Source organism: Adlercreutzia murintestinalis (assembly GCF_943192905.1).
Lineage (GTDB): Bacteria > Actinomycetota > Coriobacteriia > Coriobacteriales > Eggerthellaceae > Adlercreutzia_A > Adlercreutzia_A murintestinalis.
On the sequence record NZ_CALPCC010000004.1, the window covers coordinates 55,557 to 69,248 of the forward strand.

Annotated in this window: 8 protein-coding genes; all 8 read left to right on the forward strand. The window is 57.1% G+C overall.

Annotated elements, in window-relative coordinates; translation table 11 throughout:
- Nucleotides 1-32 precede the first annotated feature (32 nt).
- The 8 genes from atpF to NFR19_RS02020 all read left to right on the forward strand — a co-directional run bounded on the left by atpF (nucleotide 33) and on the right by NFR19_RS02020 (nucleotide 13,572).
- Entirely contained in the window at nucleotides 33-644 is a 612-nt protein-coding gene (gene atpF, locus NFR19_RS01985; protein WP_251212102.1) for a F0F1 ATP synthase subunit B, read from the forward strand.
- Nucleotides 634-1,209: an ATP synthase F1 subunit delta gene (gene atpH, locus NFR19_RS01990; protein WP_251212103.1), complete on the forward strand. Its 576-nt coding sequence runs from the start codon at nucleotides 634-636 to the stop codon at nucleotides 1,207-1,209. Before atpF ends, atpH begins: the two co-directional genes overlap by 11 nt.
- Entirely contained in the window at nucleotides 1,209-2,774 is a 1,566-nt protein-coding gene (gene atpA, locus NFR19_RS01995) for a F0F1 ATP synthase subunit alpha (protein ID WP_251212104.1), read from the forward strand. The genes atpH and atpA overlap by 1 nt, the downstream gene beginning before the upstream one ends.
- 16 nt (nucleotides 2,775-2,790) lie before the next feature.
- A complete protein-coding gene (gene atpG, locus NFR19_RS02000; protein ID WP_251212105.1) occupies nucleotides 2,791-3,726 on the forward strand; it encodes an ATP synthase F1 subunit gamma in 936 nt (311 codons plus the stop codon).
- The gene (gene atpD / locus NFR19_RS02005) at nucleotides 3,727-5,172 is read left to right on the forward strand and encodes a F0F1 ATP synthase subunit beta (protein ID WP_251212106.1); all 1,446 of its coding nucleotides are present in this window, start codon (nucleotides 3,727-3,729) and stop codon (nucleotides 5,170-5,172) included. It abuts the gene before it with no gap.
- Complete coding sequence (locus NFR19_RS02010) at nucleotides 5,173-5,613, forward strand: F0F1 ATP synthase subunit delta/epsilon (protein ID WP_251212107.1); 441 nt, start codon at nucleotides 5,173-5,175, stop codon at nucleotides 5,611-5,613.
- 1,142 nt (nucleotides 5,614-6,755) lie between these two features.
- On the forward strand, nucleotides 6,756-7,157 hold the full coding sequence (locus NFR19_RS02015) for a DUF2185 domain-containing protein (protein ID WP_251212108.1): 402 nt from the start codon (nucleotides 6,756-6,758) through the stop codon (nucleotides 7,155-7,157).
- A gap of 256 nt (nucleotides 7,158-7,413) precedes the next feature.
- A complete protein-coding gene (locus NFR19_RS02020; protein ID WP_251212109.1) occupies nucleotides 7,414-13,572 on the forward strand; it encodes a leucine-rich repeat protein in 6,159 nt (2,052 codons plus the stop codon).
- Nucleotides 13,573-13,692: the final 120 nt, after the last annotated feature.

The following is a 13,692-nucleotide window of genomic DNA, read 5'->3' on the forward strand; positions in this document are numbered from 1 at the left end:
ATCTTGCCGCTAGGCTAGAAGGAGGTAATCACGTGAGAACAAGAGCGAAGAAAGCAGGTCTGATCGGCGCGGCTGCATGCGCGCTGACGGCTGCTCTCCCCGTGCTCGCGTTCGCTGCGGAAGGCGAGGAGGAAGCGGGCGGCCTGTCCGTCATTCTTCCTGACATGCTGGAATTCATTCCCATGTTGCTCGCGTTCATCATCCTCTGGATCATCCTCGCGAAATTCGGCTGGCCCATGTTCAATGGCATGCTGGAGAAGCGCGAGAACACCATCCGCGAGGCTCTGAAGAAATCAGAGGAAGCGAAGATCGAAAGCGAGCGCGTGCTCGCCGAGTACAAGGAGCAGCTGGCAAGCGCCAAAGCTGAGGCGACCCAGGTGGTGGCCGATGCGCGTGCCACCGGCGAAGCCGTGAAGGCCGACATCGAAGCGAAGGCGCATGCCGAGGCAGCCGATATGATCGCCAAGGCCAAGACCACCATCGAGGCCGAGAAGAAGGCTGCACTGGCAGAGCTGCAGGCGTCCATTGCGGACACTTCGATCGATGTGGCGCAAAAAATCATCGGTCAGGATCTCTCCGACGCCGAGCACCGCGCCATCATCGAGCGCTACGTCAAAGAGGCAGGTAGCTTCAATGGCAACTAATCGTCAGGTCGAAAAACAGAAGGTCGCGATCTACGCGGACGCGATGTTCGACACGGCTGACGAGGTTGGCGGCAAGGACGCGGTCCTTGAGGTGCGCAACCAACTGCGCAGCGTTCGCCACCTGATGTATTCGGACATGGATCTTTCCATGGCCTTGGGCAGCTCCGAGTACACGGCCGAAGAGCGCCGCAAGCTCGCCGAGGCCGCATTCGCCGATTGCCACATCGCGTTCCGCGAAGTGGTGGCCATGATGGCGGAACGGGGCGACATTGAGGATCTGACGAAGGTGTACTTCGCCTACGCCAGCCTGATGGAGCAGAAGCTGCGGCTGTGCGTATGCGACGTCATCACGGCGGTACCGCTGGATGACGACCTGCGTACGCTGATCAAGAACAAAGTCCAGGCCGATCTGGGGCTTGAGGCTGCGCTCAACGAGAGCGTGGACAAGGGCATCTTAGGCGGCATAATCATGAGTGTGAACGGGATGCGCATCGACGCCAGCATGATCAGCCAGCTGAATCGCGCCCGCTACACGTTGAAGGAAACAGATGGAGGTGAAAGCTAGTGACTGAAATCACCGCTCAGGCAATCGACGAAGCGCTGCGCAAGCAGCTCGACGCGCTGAACGTCAGCGTGGAGTCTCGCGAAGTCGGCACGGTCATTCAGGTCGGTGACGGTATTGCCCGTGTTGACGGCCTGCGTGATGCCATGGCTGGCGAGCTTCTGGAGTTCACCGGGGAAGGCGGCAAGACCGTTTACGGTTTGGCTCAGAACCTCGAAGAAGACGAAGTGGGCGCCGTTCTTCTCGGCGATGTCACGGCTATTAAAGAGAACGACCAGGTGCGTACCACTGGTCGCATCATCGAGGTGCCGGCAGGCCGTGGTCTGTTGGGCCGCGTGGTCAACCCGCTGGGCATGCCGATCGACGGCAAGGGCCCCATCCAGGCCGAAGGCAGCCGTCCGGTGGAGTTCAAGGCTCCTGGCGTGACCGCCCGCCGTCCGGTGGACGAGCCCATGCAGACCGGTATTCTGGCCATCGACTCGATGATCCCGATCGGCCGCGGTCAGCGCGAGCTGATCATCGGCGACCGCCAGACTGGCAAGACGGCTATCGCCATCGACGCCATCATCAACCAAAAAGAAACCGACATGATCTGCATCTATGTCGCCATTGGCCAGAAGGCCTCCACGGTGGCGGGCGTTGTTGAGACGCTCGAGCGCCACGGCGTCATGGATAAGACCATCATCGTTGCAGCGAACGCATCCGACAGCGCGCCGCTGCAGTACATCGCTCCCATGTCGGGCGCTGCAATGGGCGAGTTCTTCATCTACAACGGCGAAGACGGCAAGCCAGCGAGCGCTGAGAACCCGGGCCGCGCTGTGCTGATCGTCTACGACGACCTGTCCAAGCAGGCAGTTGCCTATCGTCAGATGTCCCTGACGCTGCGCCGCCCACCCGGACGCGAGGCATATCCCGGCGACGTGTTCTATCTGCACAGCCGCTTGTTGGAGCGCGCGGTGAAGATGAGCGACGAGAACGGCGGCGGCTCCATGACCGCACTGCCCATCATCGAGACGCAGGCAGGCGACGTGTCCGCCTACATCCCGACGAACGTCATCTCCATCACCGACGGCCAGATCTTCCTGCAGACCGACCTGTTCTTCCAGGGCCAGCGCCCGGCAGTCGACGTGGGCATCTCCGTTTCCCGCGTCGGTGGCTCCGCGCAGATCAAGGCCATGAAGCAGGTTGCTGGCTCGCTGCGTCTGGACCTGGCGTCCTACCGCGAGCTGCAGGCGTTCACCCAGTTCGGCAGCGATCTGGACAAGGCCACGCAGGATCAGCTGACCCGCGGCAGCCACATGACCGAGCTGCTGAAGCAGGGTCGCTACAACCCCATGCCGGTGGCCGAGCAGGTTATCGCCATTTATGCGGGCAACCAGGGCTACCTGGACGACCTGCCGCTTGTTGACGTGGTGCGTTTCCGCACTGAGCTGCTGGATAGCATCCGTCTGAACAACGCTGGCATCATCGATGCCATCAACACGGAGAAGAAGCTGACCGACCAGATAGAGGCCGACCTGAACGCTGCGATCGAGGCGTTCAAGAAGTCCTTCGCACCGACGGAGTAAAAGGAAGGGTGGTTGCATGCCTAACCTTCACGACATAGAAAGACGAATCAACTCCGTCTCGTCGACGAAGCAGATCACGCGCACCATGGAAATGGTGGCAGCGGCGAAGATTCGCAAGTCGACGGAGCGAATGGAAGGTGCGCTGCCCTGGGCTCGTGCGGTGTCGGATATGCTCATATCCACCGCGCCTCATGCGCCCATCGATTCCGAGCCGCTGCTGCGCGTCCATGACGACGTGAAGCGCGTGCTGGTGGTGGCAGTGACGTCGGACCGCGGTCTGGCAGGTGGCTTTAACAGCACGGTGCTCCGTGCCGCCGAGAGCTTGATCCGCGAGAAGGAAGCGGCCGGTGCAAAGGTTGAAGTGGCAGCCTGCGGCAAGAAGGCCATCGGCTATTTCAGCTATCGTGGCGTGAAGCCGGTGTTCGAATTCGCTGGCATGTCCGCTGATCCCTCTTATGAGGAATCGGTGGAGCTGTCGAAGTACATCGCCCCGGAATACGCTGCTGCTGAAGATGCGCTCGACGAGGTGTACGTGGTGTTCAACCACGCGAAGAACGCCGCCGAGCAAACGCTGGTCATGCAACAGGTGCTTCCGATCAGCCGCGAGAGTTACGCTGAGATACTGGGCCTGGTGAAGGCGGAGGAAGACGTCTTCCTGCAATTCCGCGAGCCCACCGGCGAGTTCCCGGCAGGGGATATCGACTACGAGCCTGACGCCACCAGCGTCATGCATTGGCTGATGATGCGCTATCTGCACAATTCGGTTAACTTCGCTCTGCTCGATTCGGCGGCAGGGGAGCAGGGCGCGCGTCGTAACGCCATGAAGTCGGCGACCGACAACGCCAATGAGATGATCTCAACCCTGACCCGTGTATACAATCGTGTACGTCAAGGCGCCATTACCACCGAGATCACGGAGATCGTCGGCGGCGCCGCAGCTTTGGAGGAATAAATGGCTGATACTATTTATCAAGAAAGGAGTCAGGGCACGGGCGCAAAGGGCCGCATCGTTCGCGTGGTCGGCGCCGTGGTGGACGTTGAGTTCCCGCCGGAGCAGATGCCGGCCATCTACAACGCTCTCACGGTGAGCGCGACTACGCCAGCAGGCGAGTTCAACACCGTTTTGGAAGTGCAAACGCAGCTTCCGGGCGATATCGTGCGTACCGTTGCCATGACATCCACCGACGGCCTGGTTCGTGGCGTTGAGGCCGTGGACACCGGGGCACCGCTGATGATGCCTGTGGGTCAGTCCACGCTGGGCCGCATTTGGAACGTGATGGGCGAGCCGGTAGACGGCAAGCCCATGCCCACCGATGTGGAATGGATGCCCATCCACCACCCGGCCCCGCCCTTCGATACCCTGATCACGTCCACTGAGACGTTCGAGACGGGCATCAAGGTGGTCGACCTGATCGAGCCCTACGTCAAGGGCGGCAAGACCGGTCTGTTCGGCGGCGCAGGCGTTGGCAAGACGGTTACCATCCAGGAGCTCATCAACAACCTGGCTCAGGAGCACGGCGGTACGTCGGTGTTCACGGGCGTAGGCGAGCGCACCCGTGAGGGCACCGACCTGTACCTGGAGATGACCGAGTCTGGCGTTATCGAGAAGACCTGCCTGGTCTACGGCCAGATGAACGAGCCTCCGGGAGCGCGTCTGCGCGTGGGCCTAGCGGGTCTGACCGAGGCGGAGTACTTCCGCGATCAGGGCCAGGACGTGCTGTTGTTCATCGACAACATCTTCCGCTTCACCCAGGCGGGTTCCGAGGTGTCGGCGCTTCTGGGCCGTATGCCTTCCGCGGTGGGCTACCAGCCGACGCTGGCTACCGAGATGGGCGACCTGCAGGAGCGCATCTGCTCCACCACCACGGGCTCCATCACCTCGGTGCAGGCAGTCTACGTTCCCGCAGACGACCTGACCGACCCCGCGCCGGCCACCACGTTCACCCACTTGGACGCCAAGACGGTTCTTTCCCGTGGCATCGCCGAGCTGGGCATTTACCCCGCGGTCGATCCGCTGGAGTCCACCAGCCGCGCCCTTGACCCCGAGATCGTGGGTCAGGAGCACTACGACGTGGCTGTGGGTGTGCAGCAGATCCTGCAGGAGTACAAGGACCTGCAAGACATCATCGCCATCCTGGGCATGGACGAGCTGTCCGAGGACCAGAAGCTGACGGTGAACCGCGCCCGTAAGATCCAGAAGTTCCTGGGGCAGCCGTTCCATGTGGCCGAGGTCTTCACCGGCGTGCCTGGCGTGTACGTGCCCGTTGAGGACACCGTGCGCTCGTTCAAGGAGATTCTGGACGGCAAGTGCGACCACATTCCCGAGCAGTGCTTCCAGAATAAGGGACCCATCGAGGATGTGTATGCAGCCTACGAGAAGATGAAGGAAGAGGCGTAAATGGCTTCCACGTTCCATTGCGTAGTGGCTACTCCCACCCGCAAGCTGTTCGACGGCGATATCTATTTCGCGTCGGTGCCGGGCGGCGAGGGATCGTTCGGTGTGATGGCGGGGCACGAACTGCTGGTGGCGTTGAACGCTAAGTCGGGCATTGTGTCGCTGAACCTGGACGAGGCTGGCTCGCAGAAGGAAGAATTCCTGATCAGCGAGGGTGCCACGCAGATGTACAACGGCATCCTGACGGTGCTTGGGCGCTTCGGCAAGAACGTGAAGAACATCGACCGCGAGTCCATGGCGGCACGTGCTGATGAGATGCGCAACCACATCCAGGAGCTTGAGGGGCAGGCTGAGTCCGCGCAGGATAAGGCCGAGTTGGAGTCGAGCCGCGACCGCTTGGAGTGGTACGAGCGCCAGATCGCCTACGCCGAAGAGGGAAAATAGCTTTAGGTGATGCGTCTGCGGTCGTTCAGGCGCATCATTGACGCCCATGGCTGCGACGGTAGCTACGTTCCAAGTGATGTATTTGGGGCAGCTCAGGTGCATCATTGACGCGGTGCAGGGCGTGCTTGAGGGCGCGCTGCACATCGCGAAGAGTTTTGAGCCTGTTTTAAAGGGGCGCTTGCGGAATGCGGGCGTCCCTTTCATTTCGGCTGATGGATTCTCGAAAAGTCAGACCATCCTTTCTTTCTGCTCCCTTCTTTCTGTCCTTTTTCCTTCTTCCCCTCCCTATCCATCCATCTACCGACCTATCTATCTGTCTCCCCCGCATCCTCTCTCTTCCCTTCTTTTCCCCTCCGTTTCTTTTTTCTCATTCCCTCTCTTTCCCCTTTTTCTCGTTCCCGTACCTCTTTTTTTCTTTCTCGTCCCCTGATCCCCCTGTTTTTAGCAAATTTCGCTTCTTTTTGGGAATTTCAGCCGCTAATGCGAGTCGCAACTCAACTTTTTTGCGACACGCGATTTGCTGCTGTAGTATTTTCCCTGTTCAGGAGCTTGAACGTTTTTGAGTCATGACAAAAACAGAGCGCTCGACTCGCATTAGCGGCTGAAATTCCCAAAAAGAGGGGTGAAAAAGCCAAAAAAGTGCTGAAAATGCTACTAGAACCAGAAGCGTTGAAAACTAGGAGTGCTAAAGGCTGGGCTATCAGCTGATCTCTGATAACGCGAACTAGAAGCGCTGAGAGGCAGGAGGGGCAAAGAAGCGGGAGTACCAAAGACTCGGAAGTCCAAAGAGTTGGAAGTGCTAAAGTGAGTGACTTTGCCATCCCAAAGAGCCAAAGTATCATGAAGAATGAGCTTGGCATCCCAGAGATCTAGAAATACCGGAGTGTGCGACGTTAACATGGGCGGCTCTGACAGAACTGGAAGCTTCGAAGAGTCAGAGGCCCTCAAAAAGCCAGGGAACTAAGGAGCCAAGAAGCCAAGGAGCCAAGAAGCCAAGGAGCCAAGAAGCCAAGGAGCTAAGGAGCTAAGGAGCCCAGCGTAATGACTGAGGGCAATCGATAGGATCAACGGCAGTGCGAAAGGTCGCAAGAAAGAGCCAATGCGACCAAAAGGTGAATCGTGAATTGTCAGGGGAGAAGATCATGGAAAAGCACTATCTGCTTTCAGGTGAGGCAATAGAACAACTCATCGATTGGGAATACAACGCCGGGTGCATCGCGAGCGATCGGATTACGGTTGATGGCTGCAAGGTCGGCTACTTTTCGCGCGAAGAACCGCTTGCGAATATGCCCGATAGCGGATGGCGCTTCTGGTCGGGTGATGAATCCGACGAGTATGCAAGCGATGTGGGTAATTTCACCGTGTTCAATACGAATACGATTTGCAATTATGATCGCGAGATCATTCCTTTTCTGGAGGCGCCGTGTGGGTGTGAATTCGTGCGTGACGAGACGATCGTTGCACATTTTGCGCCTGACAATGAGCTTGCATTCGCGTGGTTAGTGGAGACCAACCCCGATCTTCTCGCGCGCGTGGGCGAGTAAGAAACGCTGCATACATACCCCATTAAACCTTGCAAAGGCCCAGTTCAGAGCCTTGAAAACGTACGCATGTACCCGTATTGAACCCGTTTGTTGAAAATGTGGAGTCGGTCTGTAGGGGGTTGCTAAAATCGAATTCGACTTTTAGTTTTAGTCGTGGCTTCGGCCAATAGTATCGGGAAAATACTATGGCACATAGAGCTTCGTAACGGGACTAGCGCGTAAGCGCACGAAGCGTGCCGAAAAGGGACGGAATATCATGCGTACTTTACGTGCACCCAAACGGGTCTTCTTGGGCGTGCTCGCGTTGTCATTGGCGTGCACTCTCACTCCTATCGCACCCTCATACGCAGCAGAAACGAACGAAACGCCTCTTGCGAGTGGCGTCAAGAATGCCGTTATCGCTGAGGCGTCGCAAGCCGACCAAAGCGCAGCGCAAACGGACGGCAACGCATCGGCAGCTGATGCGTCCGCAGGCGATAGCGCGTCCAGAGCGGTCTCTGCGGCTGACCAAGCTACCGCTAGCACACAGCCCAGCGCTGGCGAATCTGCTGGCGCAGGCACCGGTGAAGCCGAGGGCGCTCCCGCGTCGGCGGCAACGGCCAGCAACACATCGGCTAGCGCGGCTCCGATTGAGATCATCTCGGGCCAGGTATCGCTTGAGGATGCCGCTGCCGCCCGCACGTTGATCCAGCAAAACGGCCTCACGTTCATCGACAACACCGACGGCACCGCCACCATGGTGGGCTGGAGCGGCAGCGCCCCACAGGGCGAGCTGAGCATCCCTGCCCAGGTCAACGGCCTTGCCGTAACCAACATTGACTTTCTGGCTCAGGTACCGCTTGTCACGGACGACCTGGACCTCAGCGATGCTGCCCGCGCCGTTGCCGAGAGCAACGCCGTGGCAGCCGCCATGCAGGCACCGGCTGTTACGCGCCTGAGCATTCCGGCCAGCGTTGCCACCATCAACACTGCCAGCTTCGCGGCATTCCCGGGGCTCGTTGCCATTGAGGTAGCGGCCGACAATCAAATCTATTCAAGCTACAACGGCATGCTCTTCGACGAGCAGCTCTCTCACCTCCACCTCGTTCCGGAGGCTATGGAGGGCGTTGCCGTGCTCCCTGCGTCTTTGGCCACTGTCCCTGCTTGCGTAATCTCCCGTTGCACAAAGCTTTTTGGCCTGGACATCCCAACAGGGGGCGCGGCTGACGCAGCCTTCGCAGTCCGGAACGGTATTCTGTATGCCAAGAATCTGACACCCTCTGGGACGCCCGATGGCACCCTGACGTTGCTGGCGGCGCCGATGGGAATAGGCGCCAGCACGGTGATAGACGCATCGTGCACGAGCATCGCCGAGGGTGCCTTCTGGGGCAACACGGCCCTTAAGACGATCGTGGTGAAGGGCACGGTTGACCGCATCGCCGCGGGCAGCTTTGCCGCAGCGGTTGCGGAAGGCGAAGAAGGCGCTCCCATCAATACCGCCATGCCGCTTGGCGAGGACGGCACCGTGTGGGCCGCTCTGCCAGCGTTCAGCGAAGAGGCTCCCAAAAACGCCACTGTGGCGCTGATGGTGGGCGAGACCGAGCATGCATTTGCGAAAGGCGCGTGGGAAGCCGCTGGCTTCACCCGCTTCGCGGACCCTGCCACGCCTGGCGACACCGCAGAGACCGATGGCTTCGTGTTCACCTTACTTGATGACTTCACGCTGGCCGTAACCTATGAAGGGGAAGCCCAAGGAGACATCGCCATCCCAGCGCAAGCTGAACTCGGTGGGGTGTCATATGGTGTGACCCGCATAGCCGATGCTGCCTTTGAGAATCAAACGGGCATGACCTCGGTGAGCATCCCGGAGAGCATCACCTCAATAGGCGCTCGCGCTTTTGCCGGGTGCACAAGCCTTGCAAGCGCATCCCTTCCGGGAAGCGTTGTGAACATCGGCACCGCTGCGTTTTCGGGATGCAGCGCGCTTGGCTCAGTTGAGCTGCATGAAGGCACGACCACGATCTCAGAAGGCGCTTTCGCGGGCACAGCACTCACCTCGATCACCCTTCCAAAGACCATGCGCACCGTAAGCGCTGCCGTCTTTGAGGATTGCGCACACCTTGAGCAGGTGCTCATGCTAGGGACTCAAGCAGATATCTCATCAACCGCCCTGGGCAACACGAGCGGAGTTAAGATCTATACCCCCTATAGCGAATCAGGACCGCTCTGGCCCCAGCTTCCCGCCTCTGGTAACACCGTCTGCGAATACGGGGTTGCCATGCCGAGCGATCCTATCGCGCTTACCGTGGGAGATGAGATCTATCTGCCCAACTACGAAGGCGTATCCCTTCATAGCGCAGGGGACATTACCACAAGCTACACCTACAAAGGATATCCCGTCTACGTAGATACCGAAGGCACCGTCAAGGCCAAAACACCCGGGACCGCACCTGTCAACGTCATGCTGTATCTAGGTCCCACTCTGCTGGCCAAGGCTACTGTCACCGTCATGGTGCAGGCTGCTGCAGAAGAAGAGCGCGAGGTCATAACGCCTGAGCCTATCGTGGAGGCCGGGGAAACGGGAGACCTGCAAGAGGAAGATGAAAATGGAGATGAAGGACAGCAACAGGGCAGTGCTGCTGCTCTATATACGGTTGCCTCTTTGAATTTGGTGAATTTTTCTTCAAGCACTCTTTTTAACTCATTAACCGAGCACATGTCTTTGTTTAATGAGTCAGCCAGCAGAGCATCGGGCGGTGTAATAGAGTATGTTGGTGTAGGTCCTGTAACGATTCTGGGGGCATCACCCTTTACTAGGTATTACTACAATTATGATACGGACAAAACAAGTACGGTAGCGGGGCAAAGCAACCACTATACACCCAGATATAAAATGGGAAGCTTTAATCTTGGTAGTACTGGGAAAACAGGGCCGGATGGGCAAAAATACAAAATTCACTTAACAGGTAAAAACACCGACAATAATAATAGTTGCGATTATTATGTTCGGCTTACAGGTAACGGAGATATTACTTCTATTCGCTATGCGTTTGAGAATGCGAATCCGCTTGCTGACTATAAACACACTGTGGGAGATTGTTCTGCCGGAAGCGGTGCAAGTGTCGATTCTATGTCCCATGCCTATCTCTACGTGAACGGATACGGAACCAGAACCGTTACATTTAATGCTAATGGTGGTTTGATTGGATCGGCTTCAACAAGCTCTGCAACAGTGAAGCCATACGAAATCAAGAACTCTCCAACACCAACTCGCACAGGATATACGTTTGCAGGGTGGTATACGGCTAGTAGTGGCGGAAGTCGTATCATGGGCGCCAATGAAGAAATAGAATCTACCCAGCAAACTACTATTCTTGGGAATCAGACTCTATACGCTCAGTGGAATGTCATCAGCTATACCATCACGTGGAACCCCAATGGCGGAACCTGGTCTGATGGGACGACGGGGAACAAGACAACTTCAGTTGCGTACGGCTCCAGGCCGTCAGCACCAGCTACGCTAACAAAAGCTGCTACGGCTCAGTACACCTACGCTTTCACGGGTTGGAGTCCGAGCCTTGCTGCTGTTACTGGCGCTACAACCTACACGGCAGCATATTCGCAAACCCCGCAAAGCTATTCGATTTCAGCTTCTGCAGGTACGGGAGTTAATACAATCACGCCATCAATTTCTAGCTACAGCTTTAGCACAAGTGCGCAGTCGTTCACGGTAACAGCAACAGCGAGAACAGGGTATAACGCAAGCAAGCTAACACTGACGACAAGTACAACAGGCGTTTCTTTTAGCAATAATGGAACTGCGAGAGTCACCGTTACCCTTGCAGCTAGTAAGACGGGCAATGTGACCGTGACCGGCTCTCTTGCACCAAGCACATATACCGTTTCATTTAATGCGAACGGTGGAACGGGAGCGCCGAACGCCGTTACGGCAACCTATGGAGCGGCGATGCCAACGCCGCTCAGTAGTACGCCGAGCAAGACAGGGGTGACGTTTGCGGGATGGTGGGACACCAGTGCCGCTACAGGTGGCACGATGTATTACAACGCAAACAACGCAAGTGTTCGGAACTTCGATAAGACAAGCAGCACTACCTTGTACGCGCGCTACTACGCAACTCCCGGCATTTACGCAAACGGGTATCCTCTGACATGGAATTCCAGTGGGACCATTGGTGGTGCCAGTACGGGAACTATATCGGCTACGGGATCTCACTGGGTCACGCACCGGTATAGCTACAATATCAACCACACATATGGAGTGCTCAGCAGTTATGGTCTCTTTACCAATCTGAGTGATGGATCGTACGTTACGTATACTACGGCAAATAGCAATAATGCTATTATTGGGTGGAGCACGAGTTCTCTCGGGTCGATCATAGGGTCGGGTTCGGGCAGCTATACAGGACAGAATCTATATGCCCAATGGAAAAATACCGTTGTTACGTTGAATCCTAATTTTCCTACAGATGCCGCAACGAGAAGCACAAACCATTCGACCAGCGCCAATACGACATACAATACTGATATGCCCTCAATCACAGCGCCGAGTGCTGGCGGCTATACGTTTTTGGGATATTTCTATGGCGATACCAAATACTATAACGCCGATGGCACGAGCGCTAAGAAGTGGGATAAAGGCGGCAACGCAACGCTGACGGGCAAGTGGGAGCGAAAGACTCTCACGTTAACGCTGAGCAATAAAAGCGCCACGTCGAACGGCACGTCAACGATCTACCTGAAATATGGGGTGGGCTATTATTCCAATTCGACCTGCACTGCGTCCATAACCAAGCTGCCTACGAACCCCTCGCGCACGGCTTATACCTTTGCGGGGTATTCAGGTTTGATCGACAAGGACGGCAAGATCACTGCGGGCAAAACGGATTACTACGAGAACAAATCATTTGATCCATCATGGGATCCCATCGAATACGACATCACATATCAGCTGAATCATGGATCTATGCCGTCGGGTAAAACGAACCCCTCTACCTATACTGTTGAGACGACCACATTTACCCTGAATAACCCTGAGCGCACGGGTTATACCTTTACGGGTTGGACCATTACGGGTGCTTCGAACATTACCGGTGGCGGTGTGGTCAACGGCACTTCTGCTCAAGTGAAGAAGGGAACATACGGCGCGCTCACGTGCTCAGCAAGTTGGGAGCCCAAGGTATATACCGTTCGCTTCGACACGAATGTGGGCGACACGGGCGATGTGGTAAGGAACATGCCGAGCAGTTTCAGCATCAAGTATTCCGATCCATGGATTCTTGGCGATGGCGTATACAACGAGACCAAGCGTATTCCGAGCAATGTACCAACGCGTACCGGGTATACCTTTGTCGCCTGGGAGCTTGACGAAACAACAGGCAACAACGAGCATCTTACCCTCAACTATGCTCCCGAAAGCTGGTATGCGCATCTCTATCCGCGAGACATCACGCTCAAAGCTATGTGGAAAGAGAACTCTAACTACCGTATCAACTTCTACAAGTTCACCGAAGATGGTGCAGATGACCGCATCGAGTTCACCCCTGACTATGCCAACCTCAAATACGAGGACAAGTTCCAGCTGCCGGGACGCGGCAACGTGCCTGACAACGACAAGGTATCGGGCTACTACCTCTACGGGTGGAGCTGGTCTCGTGAGGCAGGTCCTGACGGGAGCGCTCAAGCAACGACGTTCGTGATACCGGCAAGCGCCACGCTTGACGATCGGGTCAGCGTGCGCGATATCCTGACCGCCCTTGGAGGGGGCACCCCCGAAGAGCCGGAAAACGCAGAGATCAACCTCTATGCTGTCTGGCAGATGGTCTATAGCGTGTCCGCCCCGACCTCATCTGACGCAACGGGCATCGTGTTGGATGCGAGCGAGGTTGCGGTGTATCGCCCGGCAGATATCACCTTCACCAACACCACGCCCTGCGAGGTGGCGGTGGGCGCCTACTCCGAATACGACAAGGCGATCTTTGAAGGGGTGTTCCCCAACACGCGGGTGAGGGATGTGGACTTCTCCTTCATCGAGGCTGGAGCAGATGAGGACAGCGCCAAGTACTTCCAGCTCAATGGTGATGCGCTCGACGATGAGACGTGGAGGCGGCGCCTGACGCGCCTCAGCCAAGGATCGGCGGCAATCCCCTCAACGCTTGACGCGCAACTGTCCTTCGACTTCAACAAAAGCTCGGTCAACATCAGCCATGAGCTTCAAGAAGACGCAGATGGCATCCTCATGAACGGCAAGCATTGGGAGCGTCCTATCGCGCGCATCACGTGGCTTCTTTCCCCTGATGAGACCACCGCGCTCACCTATACGCTCCTGCCTCATATGCCAGCTGCGGGAAGCGCTCCTGGACACGGAGAGGTAGACCTTGCAAGCGACTCGTTGCCCTTCGTGAAAGACGAAGGCTAGGCCAGCTCCGCACAGCTTCTAGTAGATGACGAACCTTTGAGGGTGCGCACAGCGCACGCCCTCAAGGACAAGACATATCAAAACACGCAAAAGATACCGAAGACAGAGCAGAGAGACACA

Excerpts from the sequence above, each read along its gene's own strand:
- NFR19_RS02020 (WP_251212109.1), top strand. The coding sequence starts at position 7,414 with ATGCGTACTTTACGTGCACCCAAACGGGTCTTCTTGGGCGTGCTCGCG.
- atpH (WP_251212103.1), top strand. The coding sequence starts at position 634 with ATGGCAACTAATCGTCAGGTCGAAAAACAGAAGGTCGCGATCTACGCG.
- NFR19_RS02010 (WP_251212107.1), top strand. The coding sequence starts at position 5,173 with ATGGCTTCCACGTTCCATTGCGTAGTGGCTACTCCCACCCGCAAGCTG.
- atpG (WP_251212105.1), top strand. The coding sequence starts at position 2,791 with ATGCCTAACCTTCACGACATAGAAAGACGAATCAACTCCGTCTCGTCG.
- atpD (WP_251212106.1), top strand. The coding sequence starts at position 3,727 with ATGGCTGATACTATTTATCAAGAAAGGAGTCAGGGCACGGGCGCAAAG.
- NFR19_RS02015 (WP_251212108.1), top strand. The coding sequence starts at position 6,756 with ATGGAAAAGCACTATCTGCTTTCAGGTGAGGCAATAGAACAACTCATC.